Annotated in this window: 19 protein-coding genes and 1 riboswitch; of the genes, 6 read left to right on the top strand and 13 right to left on the bottom strand. The window is 73.7% G+C overall.

Features of this window, described 5'->3' with window-relative positions; translation table 11 throughout:
- Positions 1 to 2: 2 nt before the first annotated feature.
- A complete protein-coding gene (locus tag ACWCPY_RS06815) occupies positions 3 to 1,424 on the bottom strand; it encodes a serine/threonine-protein kinase (RefSeq protein WP_451263272.1) in 1,422 nt (473 codons plus the stop codon).
- Positions 1,425 to 2,044: 620 nt separating this feature from the next.
- On the opposite strand from ACWCPY_RS06815, the gene ACWCPY_RS06810 reads away from it, so the two are divergent.
- On the top strand, positions 2,045 to 2,752 hold the full coding sequence (locus tag ACWCPY_RS06810) for a DsbA family oxidoreductase (RefSeq protein WP_451263271.1): 708 nt from the start codon (positions 2,045 to 2,047) through the stop codon (positions 2,750 to 2,752).
- A 107-nt stretch (positions 2,753 to 2,859) separates the two neighbouring features.
- Positions 2,860 to 3,921, top strand: a complete 1,062-nt coding sequence (locus ACWCPY_RS06805; protein ID WP_451263270.1) for an aminotransferase class V-fold PLP-dependent enzyme — start codon at positions 2,860 to 2,862, stop codon at positions 3,919 to 3,921.
- A gap of 16 nt (positions 3,922 to 3,937) precedes the next feature.
- Here the strand turns inward: ACWCPY_RS06805 and ACWCPY_RS06800 are convergent, their stop codons facing one another.
- A complete protein-coding gene (locus ACWCPY_RS06800; RefSeq protein ID WP_451263269.1) occupies positions 3,938 to 4,432 on the bottom strand; it encodes a MarR family winged helix-turn-helix transcriptional regulator in 495 nt (164 codons plus the stop codon).
- A gap of 146 nt (positions 4,433 to 4,578) precedes the next feature.
- On the opposite strand from ACWCPY_RS06800, the gene ACWCPY_RS06795 reads away from it, so the two are divergent.
- The gene (locus ACWCPY_RS06795; protein WP_451263268.1) at positions 4,579 to 5,649 is read left to right on the top strand and encodes an alkene reductase; all 1,071 of its coding nucleotides are present in this window, start codon (positions 4,579 to 4,581) and stop codon (positions 5,647 to 5,649) included.
- 66 nt (positions 5,650 to 5,715) lie between these two features.
- Here the strand turns inward: ACWCPY_RS06795 and ACWCPY_RS06790 are convergent, their stop codons facing one another.
- The 4 genes from ACWCPY_RS06790 to ACWCPY_RS06775 all read right to left on the bottom strand — a co-directional run bounded on the left by ACWCPY_RS06790 (position 5,716) and on the right by ACWCPY_RS06775 (position 10,247).
- The gene (locus ACWCPY_RS06790; RefSeq protein WP_451263267.1) at positions 5,716 to 6,741 is read right to left on the bottom strand and encodes a VOC family protein; all 1,026 of its coding nucleotides are present in this window, start codon (positions 6,739 to 6,741) and stop codon (positions 5,716 to 5,718) included.
- Positions 6,742 to 6,783: 42 nt separating this feature from the next.
- Positions 6,784 to 8,061: a hypothetical protein gene (locus ACWCPY_RS06785; protein ID WP_451263266.1), complete on the bottom strand. Its 1,278-nt coding sequence runs from the start codon at positions 8,059 to 8,061 to the stop codon at positions 6,784 to 6,786.
- On the bottom strand, positions 8,058 to 8,933 hold the full coding sequence (locus ACWCPY_RS06780) for a class I SAM-dependent methyltransferase (protein ID WP_451263265.1): 876 nt from the start codon (positions 8,931 to 8,933) through the stop codon (positions 8,058 to 8,060). The genes ACWCPY_RS06785 and ACWCPY_RS06780 overlap by 4 nt, the downstream gene beginning before the upstream one ends.
- A 207-nt stretch (positions 8,934 to 9,140) precedes the next feature.
- Positions 9,141 to 10,247: a pyridoxal-phosphate-dependent aminotransferase family protein gene (locus tag ACWCPY_RS06775; RefSeq protein WP_451263264.1), complete on the bottom strand. Its 1,107-nt coding sequence runs from the start codon at positions 10,245 to 10,247 to the stop codon at positions 9,141 to 9,143.
- Positions 10,248 to 10,357: 110 nt separating this feature from the next.
- Between ACWCPY_RS06775 and ACWCPY_RS06770 the strand changes: the two genes are divergently transcribed.
- Positions 10,358 to 11,458, top strand: a complete 1,101-nt coding sequence (locus ACWCPY_RS06770; protein WP_451263263.1) for an amidohydrolase family protein — start codon at positions 10,358 to 10,360, stop codon at positions 11,456 to 11,458.
- Between the two features lie 325 nt (positions 11,459 to 11,783).
- On the top strand, positions 11,784 to 12,848 hold the full coding sequence (locus ACWCPY_RS06765; protein WP_451263262.1) for an SCO1860 family LAETG-anchored protein: 1,065 nt from the start codon (positions 11,784 to 11,786) through the stop codon (positions 12,846 to 12,848).
- Positions 12,849 to 12,903: 55 nt separating this feature from the next.
- On the opposite strand, the gene cobC is transcribed toward ACWCPY_RS06765, so the two are convergent.
- Entirely contained in the window at positions 12,904 to 14,586 is a 1,683-nt protein-coding gene (cobC, locus tag ACWCPY_RS06760; RefSeq protein WP_451263261.1) for an Rv2231c family pyridoxal phosphate-dependent protein CobC, read from the bottom strand.
- A gap of 92 nt (positions 14,587 to 14,678) precedes the next feature.
- On the opposite strand from cobC, the gene ACWCPY_RS06755 reads away from it, so the two are divergent.
- On the top strand, positions 14,679 to 15,401 hold the full coding sequence (locus ACWCPY_RS06755; RefSeq protein WP_451263260.1) for a ZIP family metal transporter: 723 nt from the start codon (positions 14,679 to 14,681) through the stop codon (positions 15,399 to 15,401).
- A 14-nt stretch (positions 15,402 to 15,415) separates the two neighbouring features.
- On the opposite strand, the gene ACWCPY_RS06750 is transcribed toward ACWCPY_RS06755, so the two are convergent.
- From ACWCPY_RS06750 to ACWCPY_RS06725, 6 genes are all read right to left on the bottom strand, one after another.
- Positions 15,416 to 16,795 carry a cobyrinate a,c-diamide synthase gene (locus tag ACWCPY_RS06750; protein WP_451263259.1) on the bottom strand — a complete coding sequence of 460 codons (1,380 nt, stop codon included), beginning with the start codon at positions 16,793 to 16,795 and terminating at the stop codon, positions 15,416 to 15,418.
- A 10-nt stretch (positions 16,796 to 16,805) separates the two neighbouring features.
- Entirely contained in the window at positions 16,806 to 17,405 is a 600-nt protein-coding gene (gene cobO / locus ACWCPY_RS06745; RefSeq protein ID WP_329816798.1) for a cob(I)yrinic acid a,c-diamide adenosyltransferase, read from the bottom strand.
- Entirely contained in the window at positions 17,405 to 19,423 is a 2,019-nt protein-coding gene (locus tag ACWCPY_RS06740; protein WP_451263258.1) for a putative cobaltochelatase, read from the bottom strand. The genes cobO and ACWCPY_RS06740 overlap by 1 nt, the downstream gene beginning before the upstream one ends.
- Before the next feature lie 61 nt (positions 19,424 to 19,484).
- Complete coding sequence (locus tag ACWCPY_RS06735; protein WP_451263257.1) at positions 19,485 to 21,011, bottom strand: cobyric acid synthase; 1,527 nt, start codon at positions 21,009 to 21,011, stop codon at positions 19,485 to 19,487.
- Positions 21,008 to 22,006 (bottom strand): cobalamin biosynthesis protein, encoded by a 999-nt coding sequence (locus ACWCPY_RS06730; protein WP_451263256.1) that lies wholly within the window; start codon positions 22,004 to 22,006, stop codon positions 21,008 to 21,010. The genes ACWCPY_RS06735 and ACWCPY_RS06730 overlap by 4 nt, the downstream gene beginning before the upstream one ends.
- Positions 22,007 to 22,151: 145 nt before the next feature.
- Positions 22,152 to 22,280, bottom strand: a riboswitch (cobalamin riboswitch).
- 152 nt (positions 22,281 to 22,432) lie between these two features.
- Entirely contained in the window at positions 22,433 to 22,663 is a 231-nt protein-coding gene (locus ACWCPY_RS06725) for a hypothetical protein (protein WP_329816790.1), read from the bottom strand.
- Between the last annotated feature and the right edge of the window lie 19 nt (positions 22,664 to 22,682).

The following is a 22,682-nucleotide window of genomic DNA, read 5'->3' as shown; positions in this document are numbered from 1 at the left end:
GGTCAGCGGCCGTCCGCCGCGCCGTCGGCCCGGGTCGTCGTCAGCGGCACGCCGTGCCGTGCCGTGAAGGCGCGGAGGGCGTCGGGCAGAAGAAGCGAGTCGCCGACGGGGAGGAGCCCCCGCACCCGGATCAGCGTGACCCCGTGCCGGCTGCGGACCCACGCCGGATGCTGGAAGCCCTGCGGCAGGAACTGTTGCGCGTCGAGCCGTACCGACAGCGAGCTCGCCTTGGCGCCGACCGTCAGGTCCACGGATCTGATGGCATCCCACCGCAGCACCACCAGATCGTTGCCGGGACCGACCCCGATGCCGGAGTCGCCGAGGACGAGACCCTCCTTGGCGCTGGTGAGCAGACCGACGAGGCGCATGCCCAGGAGAACCGCGGCGAGCACGGCCACCACGGTGACGGCCATGGGGAGCTGGTGGGCCGGGCTCTGGAAGGCGGCGGTCACGAGTACGACCGTCCCGAGCAGGTTCCGTACCACCTGCGCGAACCAGGTCCGGCGCGGGCGCAGATAGGCGGCGGGCGGCGGCGCGGACACCGCGCGGGGCCGAGCGGGCACGGTCTCGGGAAGGGGCAGGGGCTCCGTGGCGGGTTCGTCGAGCACCGTGACCGGGGCGGTGACGGCGGCTTCCGGACGATGGGTGCGCTCCGCGCACAGGTCCAGCAACCGATGGGGCGTGGGCCTGCTTCCGGGAGCCTTGCGGAGACAGGCGAGCACCAGGGGCCGCAGTGGTCCGGGCACCGCGGACACGTCCGCGTCCTTGTGCACCACGCTGTACAGCAGCCCGTATGCCGAGCCGGAGCCGAACGCGCTGCCACCCGCCGCCGCGACCAGTACGGCACCCAGGGCGAAGACGTCGCAGGCCCCGGTGACCGGATGGCCCTGGGCCTGTTCCGGAGAGTGGTACCCCGCCGTACCCACCACCACGCCGTCACCGGTCAGCCGGGTCCCCTCCAGGGCATGGGCGATCCCGAAGTCCAGGACGCGGGCGCCGTCCTCGGCCATGACGATGTTGGCCGGCTTGAGGTCGCGGTGCACCAGACCGCAGGAATGGATCGCCTTCAGCGCCTCGGCCAGTTCGGCGGTGAGCCTCCACAGTTCGGCCTCGGTCAGCCGGCCGCGCCGGGTGATCTCATCGGCCAGGGTCGGTCCCTCGACGTAGGCACTGGCCATCCACGGCCGCTCCGCGTCGGGATCGGCGTCCACCAGCGCCGCCGTGTGGAAGCCGCCGACCTTCCGGGCGGCCTCGACCTCCTTGCGGAAGCGCTCCCTGAACCGGGGATCGGCCGCGTACTCGGCCCTGACCACCTTGATGGCGACGGCCCGGCCGGAACGCGAACGCCCCAGGTAGACCGAGCCCATCCCCCCGGCGCCCAGCTCGCGCTCGATCACGTACTCCCCGATACGTGCCCCTGTCACGGCAGCCCCTCTTGACGTCCGGCGCGATACCCGTAGTGCGTCCCGGCACGACGGCAGGCGGCCACCCGGTTCCTGCCCCCGTCCGGTCACCGTACCCGCGGCGGAGGAGATCCGGGCCCGCCCGCGGAAACGGGCCGCCGGTCCGGGCGCACCGCCCGCGGAGACCCGGGTAGGTCGGCGGCCCCGCACCTTGGAGGTCCGGCCATGCCGCCCGCGCACCGTGCCGTCGTCGTGGCGCCGTGGCCGCCCGGGCCGGGGAGGCATTCGGGACCGGCCGCGCGGTCCGCGACATCGAGGCGCTGCTCGCCGGACCCGTACCGGCCGAGGGGCCGACGGCCGACGAGGGCGAGCCGGACACCGGGTCCCGGGGACCTGGCGGTGTGGGGGCCGGTGGACGGCAGATGGGTCGCCGTATCCCTCGATCAGTGCGACGGCGACGCGCCGATGATCCTGGTGGCCGTGGTCGCCGACCGGCCGATCGTCGAGCTCGACGACGGGGAGTGAGAGGGAATGAGGCAGTCCGCTCCGGTGTTGTGCACGGGGGCGGAGGGTGGCTCCGCACCGGCTGAGCCGTACGCCGTCCGAGCCGTACGTACGAGGACACGGAGAGAAGAAGAGACATGCGCGTCGAGATCTGGAGCGACATAGCCTGCCCCTGGTGCTACATCGGGAAGGCCCGCTTCGAGAAGGGCCTGGCCGGGTTCGCCCACCGCGACCAGGTCGAGGTCGTGCACCGGTCCTTCGAGCTCGACCCCGGGCACGCCAAGGGGGAGACCGCGCAGGTCATCGACATGCTGGCGCAGAAGTACGGGCGCACCCGTGAAGAGGCGCGGGCCATGGAGGCGAACGTCGCGGCCAACGCGCAGGCCGAAGGGCTCGGCTACCTCACCGAGGGCCGTGACCACGGCAACACCTTCGACATCCACCGGCTGCTCCACCTGGCCAGGGCCCGCGGCCGCCAGGACGAGCTGCTGAACCTGGCCTACCGGGCGAACTTCGCCGAGGAGCGGTCCGTCTACGACACGGACGTGCTGGTCGAGCTGGCCGTGGAGGCCGGGCTCGACGCGGACGAGGCGCGCACCGTGCTCGCCGACCCGGAGGCGTACGCGGCCGAGGTGCGGGCCGACGAGCGGGAGGCGTCCGAGCTGGGCGCCAACGCGGTGCCCTTCTTCGTGCTCGACCGGCGCTACGGCATCTCCGGCGGCCAGCCCGCCGAGGTCTTCGCCCAGGCACTGGAGCAGGCGTGGAAGGACCGTCCGCTCACCGCGATCGGCGGGGACGCGGCGGCGTGCGACGCCGACGGCGCCTGCGAGGTTCCGAGGGCCTGAGGCACGGCCTTCCGGGCCGTTTCCGGCGGCACGGACAAGCAGCGCTCGGGTGTTCCCCTCAACTTTTCGTCATTGACCAGCGGTTGAGGGGGCCCCAGGCTGGGCCTATGGAGATTACTTCGCTCAGCAGTGCGGTGGACGCCGAGTTCGCGCCGAGGACGACCTATCTCAACACCTCCACCTGCGGGCTGTTGCCCCGGCGGACCGTGGCGGCCGTGCGGGGGCTCGCCGAGGCGCTCGCCGAGGGCGTCACGGACGGCTCCGGCGACTCCGGAACGGTGGAAGCGGCCCGGACCGGCTTCGCCCGCCTCGCCGGGGTCGGCACCGACCGGGTCGCCGTCGGCAGCTCGGTCTCCGTCCACGTCGGGCTGATCGCCGCCTCGCTGCCGCCGGGGGCCGAAATCGTGGCGCCCGAGGGTGAGTTCAGCTCCGTCGTCGGTCCCTTCGCGGCCCGCGGCGACCTCCGGATGCGCTACGTCCCGCTGGACCGGCTGGCCGACGCGGTGGGACCGGACACCGCGCTCGTCGCCTTCTCCTCCGTGCAGTCGGCCAACGGCCGGATCGCCGACCTGAAGGCGGTGCGCGCCGCGGCCGCCGCCCACGGCGCCCGGACGCTCCTCGACGCCACCCAGTCGGCCGGCTGGCTGCCGCTGGACGCCGGGGAGTACGACTACACCGTCACCGGCGGTTTCAAGTTCCTGCTGTGCCCGCGGGGCGCGTCGTTCCTCACCGTCACCGAGGAGGCGCAGCAGGCCCTGCCGCCGGTCTTCGTCGGCATGTCCGCCGCCGTCGACCCCTGGAGCAGCACATACGGACCGGTCGAGCGGCTCTCGCCGACCGCGCGCCGCTACGACGAACCGCCCGCCTTCCTCTCGTACCACGGCGCCGAGCGGTCCCTCGCGCTGCTGAGCGAGGTCGGTGTGGAGACCATCCACGACCATGCCACCGGGCTCGCGGCCCGCATGCGGGCGGGGCTGGCCGGGCTGGGGCACGAGGCGGTGCCGGGGGAGTCGGCGATCGTGGCCGTGCCCGGCCTCGGCGTGCGGGAGCCGGAGCTCGCACGGGCCGGGGTGGTGGTCTCGAACCGGGCGGGGAGCCTGCGCGCCGCCTTCCACCTGTACAACACGGAGGCCGACGTGGACCGGGTCCTGGACGTGCTCTCCGGCTGACGCCGCACGCCGGGGGTCAGCGGAGCCCGGGGCAGTCCCCGGCCTCCCGGCAGAGGTTCTCCTCGACCTTGGCGAGCAGCCGGGTCAGCTCCTCGCGTTCGGCGGGTGCGAGACCGGTGAGGGTGTGCTCCTCCAGATCCGTCCAGGCCTGCTGGACGTCGGAGTGCAGCGCACAGCTGTCGTCGGTGGCCTCGACCAGGACGGCCCGGCGGTCGTCCGGGTCGGGGCGGCGGCGCACGTGCCCGGTCTGTTCGAGGCGCTGGAGCATCTTGGTGACGGTGGAGGGGTCGAGGTCGACGGCTTTGATCAGCTCGGACTGGCGCACCGCACCGGCATCCCAGAGATACATCATCAGGAACTCCTGGCCGGGGTAGAGCCCGAGCCCCTTGAGCAGCTTGCCCGCGGCGGTCCGGTGCAGCCGGGCGACCCTGGACAGGGCATGGCTGACGGGGCCGCCCAGGGCCGCGCTGGGCAGGGCCGTACAGGCGGATTCGGCGGGTTCGGCCTTCACGGGGACTCCTCGGGGCGATGCGCCGGCCGGCTCCGGTGCCGGGTCCGGCGGCTTTCTCCGAACTTTACATTGGTCGGCCAAGCAATGGGCTACAGTGGCCCGAGCAGAGATAGTTGGCCGACCATATAAATTTTCCGGGAGCCTCCGTGACCACCGCATTCGACCCGATCGACCTCGCCGGAACCCGGCTCGCCAACCGCATCGCCATGGCCCCGATGACCCGCAGCCGGGCCGGCGAGGGCGGCACCGCCACGGATCTCGTCGTCGAGTACTACACCCAGCGCGCCTCGGCCGGCCTCATCATCACGGAGGGCGTCCAGCCCTCGGTGGTGGGCCAGGGCTACCCCTCCACCCCCGGGCTGCACAGCGCCGAGCAGGTCGCGTCCTGGCGCAAGGTCACCGACGCCGTGCACGCGGCGGGCGGCCGGATCTTCGTCCAGCTCATGCACGCCGGCCGGATCGGCCACCCGGACCTGCTGCCGGACGGACTGACCCCGGTCAGCGCCTCCCCGGTCCGGCCCGCCGGCCGGCTCTTCACCGGCACCGGCATGAAGGACTTCACCACGCCGCGCGAACTGACCGGCGACGAGGTCCGGCAGACCATAGCCGACTTCGCCACCGCCGCCCGCAACGCGGTCGACGCCGGTTTCGACGGGGTCGAGCTGCACGGCGCCAACGGCTATCTCATCCACCAGTTCCTCGCCCCCAACACCAACCTCCGCGACGACGAGTGGGGCGGCTCGGACGAGGCCCGCATCCGGTTCGCCGTCGAGGTGGTCAGGGCGGTCGCCGCCGAGATCGGCGCGGAGCGGACCGGGCTGCGGATCTCGCCCAGGAACCCGTACAACGACATGGACGAGCCCGCGCCGGAGGCCGTCTACACCGCGCTGGTGCGGGAGATCGAGCCGCTCGGCCTGGCCTATCTGCACGTCCTGGAGGCGGTGGAGATCCGCGAGCTGACCCTCGCGCTGCGCAAGCAGTTCTCCGGCACCTTCGTCCTCAACGCGCTGACGGACGGCCCGACCGGACCGGACGACCACTTGCTCGTCGACGACGGGACCGCCGACGTCATCACCTACGGTGCCCTGTTCATCGCCAACCCGGACCTGCCGGCCCGGCTGAAGGCCGGCGGCCCGTTCAACACCCCGGACCCGTCGACCTTCTTCGGCGGGGACGCGAAGGGGTACGTCGACTACCCGGCGCTCGACGCTTCCTGAGAGCCGTCCGCGGCATCGATTCCGGCAGCCGTCACGACCGGCCGGCCGCCCGGAACCCGCCCCGCGCTACTCCCGGCCGGACTCGTCCAGCGGAGCGCTGTGCCACTTCCACGAGGTGACACGCGGGTGGCCGGGCAGCTCGGCGCGGCCGGTGGCCCAGCGCAGCACGGCCCAGCGGTCGGCGTCCCCGGGGGCGTCCGGGAACAGCCGGGCCAGCACCCGGTCGCAGAGGCCGGCGGGCGGCGCCCAGTCGACGCCCAGGCTCGCGGCGACATCGTGCATGTGCACCAGGGTCTCCACGATCCCCATCGCGGCGAAGCCCTCCGGGTCGGACACCCCGTAGGAGTGGTACGAGCGCAGCTCGGGCGGGGCCGTCCGCACCATCGCGACGAGCAGCGCCCCGTTCGCCTCCAGCGTCCGGAGCAGACCGGCGGGCCCGGCCGTCGGGTCCGCGAAGAGCGCGTTCCACGGACCTCCCTCGCGGTCGGGGCCCCAGCGGTACGGGAGGTACGCGTCCAGCGAGGGCTGCCGCGGGCCCAGTTGGGCCGCGTAGGAGAACAGGTCGTCGCTCAGATGCTCCGCGGTCTCCCAGCAGCTCCACTCCAGCGACCCCGCCGGAATGTTCCAGTCCGTCACCGGGGACTCCCGGAGCGCGGCGACCGCGAGGTCCACCGCGGTCGTCACGTCGTCCGCCGTGACCGGCGGCCGGGCCCCGGACAGGGCCGCCCGTTCCGCCGCACTGCACTCGACGCAGAACTCGTTGCCCTCGGGATCGGCGAGCAGCGCCCAGCCCCGCCCGTCGGGCCTCCGGTGGTCGGCGACGAGGGTGGCGCCGAGACCGAGCAGCCGTTCGACCTCCTCGTCCCTGGTTCGGTCCTGCGGCTGGATGTCCAGGTGGACGCGGTTCTTGGTGCTCTTGGGCTCCGGCACCTGGATGAACAGCAGCGCGGCACCGGGGGACTCGACGAGCGCCTCGGGATCACCGGGGGCGTCGTCGTCCGAGAGCCGTGCGCCGAGCACCCCGGCCCAGAAGCCCGCCAGCTTGTAGGCGTCGGCGCAGTCGATCGTGATGTGACGTACGAGTGAGGTCATGGGCTCCACTCTGGCCGCCGGTGTCCGCCGGAGTACAGCGCTTTACGGCTGGGGGGCCGGGTCGGCGGGCGGGCCGTCCGGATCGGGCGCGGGCACAGGTGCGGGCGCCGGGGCGGCCGTGCGCGGGCGCGGCACCCGTCGCGACGGCCCGGCACCGCCGCGCCGGGACGGACGCCTCCACCGGCGGTGGTTGGGCAGGAACACGGCGAGGATCCCGGCGGCGGTCAGCGCGATCAGGCTGCTGACCACACCGATCCGTGGTCCCAGCGAGACATCGGGCAGCAGGAACACCGCGACATCGAGGCTGAAGGACGCCGCCGCGACCATGGCGAGCGAGGAGGCGACACGGTTGAGCCGTGTGTCGAGTGCCTCGGTCCGTTGCGAAGCGGCGGCCAGCAGGGAACTGCCGACGTAGCCGAGGAGTTTGTCGGTCCGCTCCTGGGTGTTGTCCAGGCCGATGGACTCACGGGCGGCCAGATAGGTGGCCCTGGGGCCCTGGGTCGACTCTATGCGGTAGCCGTCGAGGTGGTGGTAGTCGGACCAGACGCCGTCGAGGAAGCGCCGGAACGCGTGGACGTCGGTGGTGGGGTGCTCGGCCTTGGCGAGGTCGGCCAGAATCCGGCGGCCACCCAGCAGGGCGCCGACGAGCAGGGACTGCTGGGCCGTCGCGATGTCGGTGGGCTCCAGCATCGTCCGCAGCTCGGGCAGCGGGGTCGACGGGTCGTGGTCCCAGGCGTAGGTGTACGGCAGCAGTATTCGGCAGTGCGGTCCCGGGGTGAGCTGCGGCAGCCGGGGATCGGTGGCCCAGGGCGGTTCCCGGGTGACGAAGTGGCAGTTGTACCGGGCGGACTGACGGTCCACCGGCGCCGCCTCGCCGTTGCTCGCGAGGTCCGGCCGCAGTGCGAGCCCCTGCACCAGTCCGCAGGCCGCCGCGGCTGTCAGCACCGCGGCGAGGACGGGGGCGTCCGCCTCGCGGAGCACGTTGTTCACCCGCGCGTCCAGCGCGTCCAGCTCGGCGAGGGGGAGCAGGCGCAAGTCCGCGTCGTGACTGAGCGCGTACGTCACCAGGATGCTGCCCGCGCTGAGGATTCGGGCGTGGCAGCCGACGATCTCCGTACCGGGAAGTGTGATCACCCCGGTGACGATCTCCTTCAGGTCCAGCTCGATCGTGTGGTCCGGGTTGTACACGAGCGTCCCGAGCTCACCGGCGGTCGGGCGTAACTCGCCGTGTCCCGGCACCTGGAAGGACTCCAGGCTCAGGACCGGGGAATTGTGGTGCACCGGGTACGCCCTGCTCTGCAGGTGCAGCACCTCGCTCAACGCGTCACCTCGGCCTGCCCCGGGAGACCCTGCCCGGGAACGTTCCGCGCGGGCGCGTTCCAGGAAACGGCCACGTACTCGGGGATCAGGTCGGACTCGGGCACGTCCACCCGGTCGAGGTAGCGCTGCTGCAGATCCTCCGGACCGCAGTCCTCGATCTCCTTGCCGAGCAGCGACGTCAGGCCGTGATGGGTCAGGTAGGAGGCTTCCTCCGGGACCGAACGGCTGCGGAACCACTTCCGCTGGTCGGCGAGGACCTTGCTGCCCGCGGCCGCGGCGGGCCAGTAGCTGACGGCGGTGACCACGCAGGTACCGAATTCGGCCCCGAGGCCGACGACCGCGCGGGCCGCCTCCGACGGCAGATAGAAGACCAGACCCTCGGCCACGTACGCCACCGGGCGCCCGTCGGCCAACTCGCGTACCAGGGAGACGAGTTCCGCGCGAGCTTCCGGGCTGCCGAGGTCCGCCGCGTGATGGTGGACATCGCGCTCCGGCAGGACCCCGGACGCCACCAGCTGTGCCGTCCGGGCCCGCTTGGCCGCGGCCATGTCCGGCAGATCCACTTCGAGCGCCGTCCGGAACGGCAGGAGCCACGGGTACGAGGAGAAACCGGCCCCGCACACGACGAGCACCGTGTCCGGGTCCTCGCGCAGCGAGCGGGCCAGGGTGTCCGCGATGTACCTGCCGCGCAGCGAGACGACCAGATCGTCGTGGGGGTAGACGGTGCCGGCGAACTCGTCCCACAGCTCACGCACCGCGGGCCGGTCGCCGTCCGGGATCCACGCGGCCGCCAGGGGGTCCTCGGCGAGCTCGGGCATCCTGGCGCGCGACTCGTTGACGAGATAGGCGGTCAGTTCTACTCCACAGTGCATGGGCGATTCTCCCGCTGGTGCTTGGTGTGCCGGCGCCTGATCCCTGCGGTCCGGCCCCTGGTCCCGGGATCACCGACGGTCGTGATCAGGTCCCACATAGTACGCATCGGCTCTCGGCACCCGCCAGGGGCCGAGAGACCAACGCGCCCCCGGGAGCTGGCACTTCGCGGGATCAGGCCCCTCGCACACCGGAGGAGCGGTGCGGGTCTACTCGCTGGGCCAGGCCTCCGAGACGGCCTTGCGGGCGGCATCGAGATCGACCTGCCGGCCCGCGTCGGCCAGCGCCGCCCCCAGCGCCGCGAGCGAGGACTGCACCGCGCCCCGCGTCGCGTCCACACCGTAGTGATTGACCCGGATCATCTCCTTGGACAGCGCGCCGCCGCCCGCGATCAGCGGCAGCGACGGGTCGGCCGCCAGGGCCCGCGCGACCAGCCCGGCGGCGTCGACGCCCTCGGGGGTGCGCAGCGTCGTCGCGACCGGCGCCGCCTCCGCGGCCGCGTGCACATACGGCGAGAGCCCGCCGCCGAGCGCCACCGCACCCGCGCGCGTCGCCGCGGCCGCAGCGGCGTGACGGGCCATCAGCGCGTCCAGGCCTTCGGCCTCGATCCGCTCCACACAGGCCTCCAGCGCCAGCATCTCCAGCTGGGCGGGGGCGTGCAGCAGGGCCTTGCGGCCACCGTCGATCCAGCGCTCCTTCCAGTCCAGCAGCGAGAGGTACGAGCGGCGCGGGGCCTCGGGGTTGGCGGCGATCCGCTCCCAGGCGCGCCCGCTCACCGACACCGCCGACACCCCGGCCGGTCCGCCCATCGCCTTCTGCGCACCGATCACACAGAGGTCGACGCCCCACACGTCCGGCAGCAGCGGTTCGGCCCCCACCGAGGCGACGGCGTCCAGCATGAACAGCGCCCCGTGCGCACGGACCGCCTCACCGATCTCGGCGACCGGGTTGGTGTTGCCGGTCGCCGCCTCCGCGTGGACCAGGGAGACGAAGTCGATCTCCGGGTGCTCCGCCAGCGCCCGCGCGACCTGGTCGGCGGTGACCGCCGTGTGGAAGGGGACCGCGAGATCGATCACCTGGGCACCGCAGTCCCGCAGCCAGTTCCCGAAGGTCTGCCCGTACGGCCCGGTGACGACGTTCAGCGCGGTCGAGCCGGGCCGGGCACCGCCCCGGATGCAGCCTTCGAGGGGGAGCAGCGCCTCGCCCTGCATGATGACGACGTCCTGCTCGGTGGCGAGGAGGCCGGCCACCCGCTTCTCGATGGCCGCGAAGTGCGCGGCGGTGAGCGGGGCGAGGTCGAGGAAGGGGTGCGTCACGGTGGTGCTCTCTTCGGGTCGTGTCGGGTCGGTGCGCTGTGGCGCGTACGGACAGTGCTTCCGTCGAAGCGTACCCAGGGCCCCGCACACCGCCTCGTACAGTGCTGCCCATGAGTGATCACAAGGCATCGCAGGTGCTGCACGTGAAGGGGCGGGTGCTCGTCGGTCCCGAGGACGTCCGGGACGAGCTCTGGGTGGTCGACGGGCGGATCTCGTACGGGCGACCGGCCCGTGCGGATGGGGCGGTGACCGTCACCGGCTGGGTGCTGCCGGGCCTGGTGGACGCCCACTGCCACGTCGGGCTCGACCACCACGGCGCCGTCGACGCGGCGACCAGCGAGAAGCAGGCCCTCGCCGACCGGGAGGCGGGCGCGCTGCTGCTGCGGGACGCGGGTTCGCCGGCCGACACCCGGTGGATCGACGACCGCGAGGACCTGCCGAAGATCATCAGGGCCGGCCGGCACATCGCCAGGCCCCGCAGGTACACCCGGAACTACGCCCATGAGATCGAGCCCGACGAGCTGGTCGCCTACGTCGCGCAGGAGGCGCGCCGCGGCGACGGCTGGGTGAAGCTGGTCGGCGACTGGATCGACCGGGAGGTGGGCGATCTGACCGCCCTCTGGCCGCGTGAGGCGGTCGAGGAGGCCATCGCCGAGGCGCACCGTCTCGGCGCCCGGGTCACCGCGCACTGTTTCGCCGAGGACTCGCTGCGCGATCTCGTCGAGGCCGGGATCGACTGCATCGAGCACGCGACCGGGCTCACCGAGGACACCATTCCGCTCTTCGCCGAGCGCGGGGTGGCGATCGTCCCCACGCTGATCAACATCGCCACGTTCCCCTCGCTCGCGGCGGGCGGCGAGGCCAAGTTCCCCCGCTGGTCGGCCCATATGCGGCGGCTGCACGAGCGGCGTCACGACACGGTGCGCGCCGCCTACGACGCCGGGATCCCGGTCTTCGTCGGCACCGACGCGGGCGGGGTGCTCGCCCACGGGCTGGTGGCGGACGAGGTCGCCGAGCTGGTGAAGGCGGGCATCCCGGCCCTGGACGCGCTCTCCGCGACGACCTGGGGCGCCCGGCGGTGGCTGGGACGGCCGGTGCTGGAGGAGGGCGCCCCGGCGGACCTGGTGGTGTACGACGAGGACCCGCGGGCGGACGTACGGGTGCTGGCGGCGCCGCGGCGGGTGGTGCTGAACGGGCGGGTGATCGGCTGAGCCGGGCGGTCCCGTGACCGGGGTGTGCCGTGTTGACGGGCAGTTACCGCACCCGCTGCCCCGTCGTTGAAACACTTTTGTGCGCACCCCGGCGCAGTCGGCTCCGGCACCGTCCGCGCTCGGCGGATCGGGTGACCCGGAGGAACGAACGTACCGAGATAATCGAATACAGGCGCGGAAACCCCCCTTTGGGGTGAACTCACGTCAGGTGTCCGCAAGTTCACCCTCCGTGCGTAAAGCTTTCGGGGTCGAGGCCACCGGAGCTCTCGATGTCCCCCATGGACGGCACCGGTGGCTCCATGTCTCTTGTGGGGGTTCCACCAACTTGAACAGCAACACCTTCCGCCTGGCCGCCCTCGTGGTCGCCGTCGCTCCCGTCGCCCTGCTGGCCGCCGCCCCGGCGCAGGCCACCGACGCGACCACCACGACCACCGGCGACGGGAAGGCGAGCGCGGTCGTACTCCGTGCCGCACTCGACGTCTCGCTCCTGAACAAGACGGTCGACGTGCCGCTCAGGGCCACGCTCAACGAGGTGAAGGCACCCGCCGACGCCAAGGAGACCGCGCTCAGCGTGCGGCTCGACGGCGTGGACGGCGGCCGGCCGGTCAGCGTGCTCGCCGCGGACGTGGCCACCGCGAACGCGACCGTCGACAAGCACCGGGCCGAGGGCTACAGCAATGTGGCCAAGGCCCGGGTCCACGTCCCCGGACTGCCGCTGCTCTCGCTGATCGAGGTGGAGAAGGTCACCTCCAAGGCGGTCTGCGAAGTGGGCCGCAAGCCGGTCGCCGAGTCGAACGTACTGGGGCACGTGTCGGTCCTCGGCAAGCGGATCGACCTCACCGCGGGCGGCACCACGCAGATCAGGGTTCCGGGCGTCGGCGAGGTGACGCTCGACCTCTCGAAGACGCACACCACCTCGCGCACCGCCGCGGCGACCGCGCTGCGGCTGAAGGTCTCCGTCAACCCGCTCAAGCTGAACGTCGCCGATGTGCAGGGCGAGGTCACCCTCGTCGAGGCCACCTGCGAGACGCCGAAGCCGACCGGACCGGGCGGCGGGGACAACGGCGGGTCGAACAGCGGCGGGTCGAACAGCGGCGGGTCGACCAACGGCGGGTCGACCAACGGCGGTTCCGGCAACGGCGGTTCCACTGACGGAGGCACCTCCGGCAACGGCGGAAGCACCACCGGCTCCACCGGCGGCCACGGCGGTTCCACCGGAGGCGGCGGGGTGAAGCCGCAGACCGGCACCGGTCAGGAACCCGCCGTCGGCTCGAACCTCGCGGAGACGGGCAGCAGCTCCACCACGCCGTACATCGCGGGCGGCGCGGCCGTACTGCTGGCGGCGGGTGCCGGGGCGGTGGTCGTGGCCAGGCGCCGCGCCCAGGGCTGACCCCTTCCGGAGCCCGAGCGGGGCAGCCGGTGCCGGTCGCGCGCCGGCTGCCCCCTCAGCGCACCGCCGCGCCCAGCGTCTGCAGTGCCTGGTCGAAAGCCTGGAGGAAGCGGTTGGTCGTGACACGGTCGCGCACGGCCAGCCGCAGCCACTCGGGGCCGAGCCCCGGAAACGTGTCTCCCCGGCGCGCTGCGAACCCCAGCATCCGCAGCCGCTCCCGCACCTCGGCGGCCCGCTCCAGCCGCACCAGGACGAACGGGCCCTCGGCCAGCTCCGCCACCCGGACCTCGGTGAACTCCATGAGCCCCGCCACCAGATGGGCCCGGTCCACCGCGATCTGCTCCGCGGCGGCGGCCGCCTCGGCCAGGGCCCGCGGCTCCATGCACGCCTCGGCGGCCGTCAGCGCCGGGGACGACACCGGCCACAGCGGCTGGGTCTCCTCCAGCACGCGGACGGTCCCCGGCTCGGCCAGCACATAACCGATCCGCAGCCCCGCGAGCCCCCAGGTCTTGGTGAGGCTCCGCAGCACGACGAGCCCCGGGACGTCCGTGCGCCCGCACAGCGTCTCGCGCTCGCCCGGCACCGCGTCCATGAACGCCTCGTCGACCACCAGCGTCCGGCCGGGACGGGCCAGTTGCTCCAGCACCGTCGCCGGATGCAGCACCGAGGTGGGGTTGGTCGGATTGCCGACCACCACCAGATCCGCGTCCTCGGGCACCGCCGACGGATCCAGCCGGAATCCGTCCTCGGCCCGCAGCAGCACCCGCCCCACCTCGTGCCCGGCCGCGCGCAGCGCCGCCTCCGGCTCGGTGAACTGCGGATGGACCACGACCGGACGGCGGACCGGCAGTGCCCGGGCGATCAGCACGAACGCCTCCGCCGCACCCGCCGTCAGCAACACCCGCTCCACCGGCAGCCCGTGCCGTGCAGCGACCGCGGCCCGCGCCGGACGGCCGTCCGGGTAGGCGGCGAGCGAGCCCAGCGACGCGGATATCCGGTCCCTGAGCCAGGCCGGGGGAGTCCCGGCCCGTACGTTGACGGCGAGATCGGTCAGATCCCGGTCCCGTCCCCGTACTTCCGCGTCACCGTGGTGCCGCAGATCGTGCGTGCCCGCGCCGGTCGCGTCGGGACTTTCCGTGGGAGTGTGCATGGCCGCCGTGGGGTGGGGGTGAGGGCCGTCGTCGGGGCGGGAAGCCGGTTGTCGCGGTGGTGCCGCCCGGTTCCCGGAGTCCGGCAGAACGACTATGCGCCCGGCACCCGGCTCCACGCAACGGCCGGGACCGGCCGGCGCATCCGCCGCGTCCGCCCGTTCGCACGGATCGCGGCGCGCCACCGCACAGGTCACCATCGGCGCCCGGCCCCGGGGGGCCGACTTCCGCTTCGGTACGAGGAGCTCGCCCCCCGCCGCGAGCGCGGCGGCCTCCGCGACCGACGGCGTACCGACCGCGGCGAGCGGCGCGCCGGACGGACCGGGCACCTCGACACGGGCCAGCTCCCCGGCCGGGTACGTACGCAGCGGTACGCCGAGCGCCGCGGCGGCGGCGACGATTCCCGGCTCGTCCGCCTTGGCGTCCACGGTCACCAGCTCCGCCACGTCCAGCAGGGGGAGCCCGGCCCCGCGCAGGGTGTCCCGGACCAGGCCGAGGACCTCCTCGGCCGGTGCGCCCCTGGACGCGCCGACCCCGACGGCCAGCGACGCGGGCCGCAACACGGCGGCTGCGTCGGCTGCTTCGGACATGGGCCGGGGTCCTTTCGGAGCGCGGGGGAGGAGGGTGCGGCGCGGGGCGCGCTGAGATGCGCGCACCGGGGTCGATCGGCTAGCAAGAGCGCATGGCGGTGTTCGTCGCGCTCGGCGCGTTCCTGATGACCCTGGCGGGCGGCTGGGTCGCCCAGCGCGTCACCGACCGCCGTCATCTGGTCCTCGGCTTCGCCGGCGGGCTGATGCTCGGAGTGGTCGGCCTGGACCTGCTGCCGGAGGCGATCGACGCAGCGGGCGAACCCGTCTTCGGCGTCCCGGCCGCCCTCCTGCTGTTCGTCGGCGGCTTCCTCGTCGCACACCTCGTGGAGCGGCTGCTCGCGGTGCGCCAGGCTGCCCACGGCGCGGGCGAGGAGCGGGTGCCGCAGGTCGGGCTCACGGCGGCGGCGGCGATGGTCGGCCACAGCCTGATGGACGGCGTCGCGCTCGGCGCGGCCTTCCAGGTGGGCGCCGGCATGGGGGCCGCCGTCGCCCTTGCCGTCATCACGCACGACTTCGCCGACGGCTTCAACACGTACACGATCACCAGCCTGTACGGGAACGCCCGCCGCAGGGCCCTGTTCATGCTGTTCGCGGACGCCCTGGCGCCGCTCGTGGGCGCCGCGACGACCCTTCTGTTCACCCTTCCGGAGGAACCCCTCGGCTGCTATCTCGGCTTCTTCGGCGGCGCGCTGCTCTACCTCGCCGCCGCCGAGATCCTCCCCGAGGCGCACCACGCACACCCGGCCCGCTCCACGCTGCTGTGCACCGTGGCCGGAGTGGGCTTCATCTGGTTCGTGGTGGGCATCGCGGACTGAGCGCCGCACGCGGCTCATGCCCCGCACCGCTCGACGAAACGGCGGGCCATGCCGGGCTCCGAGGCCCAGTGCGTGTGCAGATAGCTGGCGTGCACGCCGCCCTGAACGAACCCCTCGACCCGCCGCTCCGGCTGGTGCATGCCCCACGCCGGAGCGGCCCCGGCACCCGGCTCCAGCACCGTGCGGTGGAACTCGTGCCCGCGCACCCGGGTGCCGGGCGCCGCCAGCACGCTGTCGGAGACCGCCACCGCCTGCCGGTAACCGAGCGTCAGCCGCTTCGACATCCGGGCCTCGGCGTCGAGGACCCCGCACATCGGCAGACCGTCGAGCGAACGCGCCAGATACAGCAGCCCCGCACACTCGGCCGAGACCGGGGCCCCCGACTGCGCCAGCCCGGCCACGGCCCCGCGCAGCGCCGCGTTGGCCGACAGCTCGGAGGCGTACACCTCCGGGAAGCCCCCGCCGATGACCAGCCCCCGCGTGCCCTCGGGCAGCACCTCGTCCCGCAACGGGTCGAACGGCACGACCTCGGCCCCGGCGGCGGTGAGCAGCTCGGTGTGCTCGGCGTAGGAGAAGGTGAACGCGGCGCCGGAGGCCACCGCCACGACCGGGCCCCGGCCACCGGCGGCGGAGGACGGCGGCACGGGCCCGCCGCAGGCGCCGATCGCCTCCGCCGCGTCCCACGCCTCACCCGGCAGCGCGGGCGCGGACCGGGCCAACGCCATCAGCGCGTCCAGATCGCACCCCGCGACCACCTGCTCCCGCATCGCCGCGACCGCGCCCACCGCGTCGCCGCGCCGCTCGGCCACCGGCACCAGCCCCAGGTGCCGCGACGGCACCGCCACCTGCTCGGCCCGCCGCAGCACCCCCAGCACCGGCAGACCGGACTCGTCCAGCGCGTCCCGCAGCAGCGCCTCGTGCCGCTGCGAGGCCACCTTGTTCAGGATCACCCCGCCGATCCGTACCTGCGGATCCCACGAGGCGAAGCCGTGCACCAGCGCGGCCACGGAACGCGACTGCGACGACGCGTCGACCACCAGCACCACGGGCGCCTTCAAGAGCTTCGCCACCTGGGCGGTCGACGCCAGTTCGCCCTGGCCCGCCGCCCCGTCGTACAGCCCCATCACACCCTCGACCACCGCCAGATCGCACCCCCGCGCCCCGTGCGCGAACAGCGGGGCGACCGGATCGGGGCCGCACATGTACGCGTCGAGGTTGCGCCCCGGCCGGCCCGTGGCCAGCGTGTGATAGCCGGGGTCGATGTAGTCGGGCCCGACCTTGTGCGGGGACACGGCCAGGCCGCGCCCCGCGAAGGCCGCCATCAGCCCCGTGGCGACGGTGGTCTTGCCGCTGCCCGAGGAGGGCGCGGCGATCACCAGACGAGGAACGTTCACCGCGGGTCCTTCACCATTCGATGCCCCGCTGACCCTTCTGACCGGCGTCCATCGGGTGCTTGACCTTCGACATCTCGGTCACCAGGTCTGCGGCGTCCAGCAGCTTCTGCGGTGCGTTGCGCCCGGTGACGACCACGTGCTGCGTGCCGGGACGGCTGCGCAGCACGTCGACCACCTCGTCGGTGTCGACCCATCCCCAGTGCATCGGGTACGCGAATTCGTCGAGGACGTACAGCCGGTACGTCTCGGCGGCCAGGTCGCGCTTGACCTGCTCCCAGCCCTCGCGCGCCGCCTCCTCGTTGTCCATCTGGCCGTCGCGCTGGACCCACGACCAGCCCTCGCCCATCTTGTTCCAGACGACGGACCCGCCCTCGCCGCTCGCGCCGAGGACCTTCAGCGCGTTCTCCTCGCCGACCTTCCACTTCGCCGACTTGACGAACTGGAAGACGCCGATGGGCCATCCCTGATTCCAGGCGCGCAGCGCGAGCCCGAAGGCCGCCGTCGACTTCCCCTTGCCGATGCCGGTGTGCACCATCAGCAGCGGCCGGTTGCGGCGCTGCCGGGTGGTGAGCCCGTCGTCGGGCACGGTGGTCGGCTGTCCCTGCGGCATTACGCAGCCCTCCTGTTGGTTTCCTGAACGTCCTTGACGAGCCCGGCGATCGAGTCGGCCCGCAACTCGTCGAGCGTGACGGCACCGCCCCCGAGGGCGTGCGCCAGGCTCCCCGCGAGGCCGAGCCGTACCGGCCCCGACTCGCAGTCCACGACGACGGACGCGACGCCCTCCGCCTCGTGCAGCCGCGCCGCCCGGGCCGCCAGCGCCACCGGCTCGGGCCCCCCGGTCGCCCGCCCGTCGGTCACCACGACCAGCAGCGGCCGCCGCGACGGATCACGCAACCGCTCCACCCGCAGCACCTCATGGGCCTTCAGCAGCCCGGCCGCGACGGGGGTGCGCCCACCGGTCGGCAGCAGCTCCAGCCGCGCCGCCGCGGCGTCCACCGAGGACGTCGGCGGCAGCACCACCTCGGCGTCCTTGCCCCGGAAGGTGATCAGCCCGACCTTGTCCCGGCGCTGGTACGCGTCCAGCAGCAGCGAGAGGACGGCGCCCTTCACGGCGGCCATCCGCTGCCGGGCGGCCATCGACCCGGAGGCGTCCACCACGAAGAGCACGAGATTCCCCTCGCGCCCCTCCCGGACCGCCTGCCGCAGATCGTCCCGCCGGACCACCAGCCCGCGCCCCGACCGCCCCCGCGCCCGCTGGTGCGGGGCGGCGGCCTGCACGGTCGCCGCGAGATGCAGCTTGGTCAGGGCGCCCTGCGGACGCCGCGCGCCGGTCGTGCGCCCGTGCTCGGTGCGCGCCCGGGACCGCCGCCCCGCCGCGCCCTCGCCCAGACCGGGAACGCTCAGCATCCTGGTGCGGAACGGCTCGGCGGCGCGCACCGGCTGCTGCTCACCGCCCCCGGAGGACTGCCCCTGCCCCTGTTCCTCTCCCTGCCCCGGTACGGACGGTGCGGGCGTGTCGCCGGCGCCGTCCTCGGGCCCCTGCGGCGTGTCGGGGCCGTCGCCCTGCGGGGGCCGGCCGCCGCCACCCGGGCCGTCCGGGTCCGGGTCGTCGTCCTCGCCGCCGTTCTGCTCCAGCGTGTCGTCGAGCTTGTCCTCGTCGAGCCCCGGCGCGTCGAACGGATTGCGCCGGCGCCGGTGGGGGAGCGCGAGCAGGGCCGCCTGCCGCACGTCCTCGGCGAGCACGTCCGTACGCCCCGCCCAGGCGGCCAGTGCGGTGGCCGTCCGCGCCATCACGATGTCCGCGCGCATCCCGTCGACCTCGAAGGCCGCGCAGGTGGCCGCGATCTGCCGCAACGCCGCGTCCCCGAGCCGCACTTCGGGCAGCAGTGCCCGCGCGGCGGCGATCCTCGCCCGCAGCGCGTCCTCCTCGTCGGCCCACCCGGCGGCGAAGGCCGCGGGGTCGTCGTCGAAGGCGAGACGCCGCCGCACGACCTCGACCCGCTGATCGGTCTCCCGGGAGGCGGCGACCTCGACGGTCAGCCCGAAGCGGTCCAGCAACTGCGGCCGCAGCTCGCCCTCTTCGGGATTCATCGTCCCGACGAGCAGGAAACGTGCCGCGTGCCGTACGGAGACGCCTTCGCGCTCGACGTACGAGGCCCCCATGGCGGCCGCGTCCAGCAACAGGTCCACGAGGTGGTCGTGGAGCAGGTTGACCTCGTCGACGTAGAGGATCCCGCGATGCGCGTCGGCCAGCAGGCCCGGCTCGAAGGCCTTCACGCCCTCCGCGAGCGCCCGTTCGATGTCGAGCGCCCCCACGAGCCGGTCCTCGGACGCGCCGACGGGCAGCTCGACCATCCGGGCGTCCCGCGACACACCGGCCCCCGCCTCATGGGGACCGTCGGGACACGCCGGGTCGGGCGATACGGGGTCGCAGGAGAAACGGCAGCCGGCCACGACGTCCACCTCCGGCAGCAGCGCCGAGAGCGCGCGCACGGCGGTACTCTTCGCGGTGCCCTTCTCGCCCCGTACGAGCACGCCACCGATGTTCGGCGCGACGGAGTTGAGCAGCAGGGCGAGTTGCAGGTCCTGCTGCCCGACGACGGCGGTGAACGGGAAATGCGTGCTCACGAGGCGGTCCTTCCTGCGGGTGAATGGGCGTGAAAAAGGCGGCCCCCGGCACGGCCCGGGGTCATCGGAGGCCTCCCGGGGACGCGGGGGCTCCGGGAGCGATGAAGGGAAGCCCCGACGGCGCGCCCGACTCCAGGAGCCGCAGCAACGCGTCGGTGTCCGCGTGCTCCTCTATGAGATCGCCGAGACGGTCGAGCTGTTCCTCGCGCAGCGCCGCGAACGCGGTGTCGGGGGCGGGGACGAAGCGCCGGCCGGCGGCCCGTGCGACCTCGGTCAGGAAGCGCCGGCGGAACGCGTCGCTCTCCAGCGAACCGTGCCAGTGGGTGCCCCACACGGCGCCGACCCGGCAGCCGTCGAGGAACGGCTCGCCGCCGCGCACGTCCGCCACGCCGTGGTGGATCTCGTATCCCTCGACCGGCGCGCCGAGCGCCTCGCCGACGGGCCGGGCCAAGGTCTTCTCGCGGTCGAAGCGGATGCGTACGGGGAGAAGGCCGAGGCCCTCGACCCGCCCGGCCCGCGACTCGACCTCGTCCTCGATCTGCTCGCCGAGGAGCTGGAAGCCGCCGCAGATGCCGAGGACCGGCCGGCCCTCGGCCGCGCGCCGCGCCAGCGCGTCGGCGAGGCCGCGCTCGCGCAGCCAGGCCAGCGCCTTCACGGTCCCGCGGGTGCCGGGCACGACGACGAGGTCCGCGTCGGAGAGTTCCTCGGCGCGGTCCACGAACCTGACGACGACGCCGGGCTCGGCGGCCAGCGCGTCCACATCGGTGAAGTTCGACATCAGCGGCACTGCGCACACCGCGACGCGCAGCACGTCCTCGCCGTGCGGCGGCGCGACCACCGATTCGCGCACGGCTCCGCGCAGCGAGACCCGCAGACCGTCCTCCTCGTCGATGCCGAGGCCGTGGGCGAAGGGCAGCACCCCGTACGTCGGCCGCCCGGTGATGTCCCGCAGCATCTCCAGGCCCGGCTCCAGCAGCGACACGTCGCCGCGGAACTTGTTGACGAGATAGCCGGCGATCAGCGACTGGTCCTCGGCGGCGAGCAGCGCCGTCGTACCGAAGAACGAGGCGAAGACACCGCCGCGGTCGATGTCGCCGACGACCACCACCGGGAAGCGCGCCGCCCGTGCGATACCCATGTTCACGATGTCCGTGCGCCGCAGATTGATCTCGGCCGGGCTGCCCGCGCCCTCGCAGATCACCGCGTCGTACGTGCTCCGGAGCTGCTCCAGGCAGTCCACGACCGTGGAGAGCAGTGCCTGCTGCCGTCCGCCGTGGTAGCCGCGGGCGCTCATCTCGCCGACCGGCTTCCCCATCAGGACGACCTGGCTGGAGCGGTCGCTGCCGGGCTTGAGCAGGACCGGGTTCATCAGCGCGCTCGGCTCCACGCGGGCGGCCTGGGCCTGCATGGCCTGGGCGCGCCCGATCTCGGCGCCCTCGCGGGTGACGAAGGAATTCAGCGACATGTTCTGCGCCTTGAAGGGCGCCACCTTCACGCCCCGGCGCACGAGCCAGCGGCAGATGCCCGCGGTGACGACGCTCTTGCCCGCGTCGGAAGTGGTTCCGGCGACCAGCAGCCCGCCGCTCATGCGCTTCTCCGTCCTGCGATGCGGGGCCCCGCCGTGCGGCGCCCCGTGATCCGTCGTGCGGCCAGGGCCGCGCCGAGCCGTCCCGCCACGCACACGCCGAGGGCCAGCGCCCCCACCCGGCGCGACAGCCGCACCGCGCGCTCGATGTCCTCGGTCTCCACCGCCCGGCCCGTCTCCCCGTTGAGCACGGGGCGGTGTTCGACCCGGCCGCCGTACGCGAGGGTGCCGCCGAGCCGTACGCCCAGCGCGCCCGCGAACGAGGCCTCCACCGGGCCCGCGTTGGGGCTCGGATGCTTGGCGGCATCGGCCCGCCAGGCGCGGACCGCTCCGCGCGGCCGCCCCCCGGCGGCCACGGCGAGCAGGGCCGTGAGCCGGGCACCGGGCCAGCCCGCGAGGTCGTCGAGGCGGGCCGAGGCCCAGCCGTAGCGGCGGTGGCGGGGCGACTTGTGCCCGACCATGGCGTCGAGGGTGTTGGCGGCCCGGAAGCCGGCGAGCCCGGGGACCCCGGCCAGCGCGCCCCACACCAGGGCGCCGACCACGGCGTCCGAGGTGTTCTCCGCCACGGACTCGACCACGGCGCGGGCTATCTGCGGACCGTCCAGGGACTGCGGGTCGCGCCCGCACAGATGCGGCAGCCGCTTCCGGGCCAGGTCGATGTCACCGGCCGTCAGGGCGGAGCCGATGGCCCGTGCCTCGCGGCCCAGGGAGGTGCCGCCGACGACGGACCAGGTGGCGGCCGCGGTCAGCGCCACGGAGGCGGCGGGGCTGCGGCGTACGGCGTGGGCGAGCAGCGCGGCACCGCCCGCGGCGCCACCGGCGCAGACGAGGGTGTGCAGCGTGCCCCACCCGCGGTGGTCGTGCCACAGTCGGCGCTCGACGACCGCCGCGGCCCGCCCGAAGGCGGCGACCGGGTGTCCCCGGCGGGGATCACCGAGCAGCAGATCGCCGATCAGACCGGCCGTGGCGCCGTACGCGAAGATGCGGTCGGCTCGCACGGCTCAGCCGGCCGTCGCGCCTCGGCGGACCTTCGTACAGGAGGCTCTCGGCGAGAGCACCGGAACAGCGGACGCACGGCAGCCGGGCATGGCGATATGTCCTCACTCAGGGTCCGCGCCCTGGTTCGACGTGACCGGCGACGAGAGTCTCCTGGCTCCCGGATCCGCGGTGCCCCCGGCCTTCCAGCCCGCTCGCGCGTGCCGTGACTTCCGGTGTGGGGGACCGCTCCCCGGTGACAGTGGCGGGACCGCGCCGGATTCGCACCGGCTTCCTCTGCTGTCGCCGTAATTGGCTCCGGCAGTCCACCACGCTCCGCGAACGCCCGTCAACCTGCCGTTGACCTGCGGCGGCGCAGTGTGCTGATACCCACATCGGGCCGGACACCTGTGGTGTCCGGCCCGACGGGGGAGCGTACGCGGGGTGGTTCAGGCGACGATCAGATAGATGCCGTACGCGACGGCCGCCGCGCACAGCGTGAAGCAGACGTACGCGCCGGCGCGGGCCAGCAGCACCGAGCCGCCGGAGCCGCCCTGCGCCGCCGGTTCCGGCTGCTTGGAGAGGCCGACGATGCCCAGGGTGAAGAGGCCCACCAGCGCGACGGTGACGACGAGGGAGACGCCGAATACGGAGCCGAGGGCTGCCCAGTCGATGTTCATGCTGAATCCTTAGACGGCC

The organism is Streptomyces sp. NPDC002403 (assembly GCF_053593015.1).
This window is presented reverse-complemented; position numbering and strand designations above follow the sequence as displayed.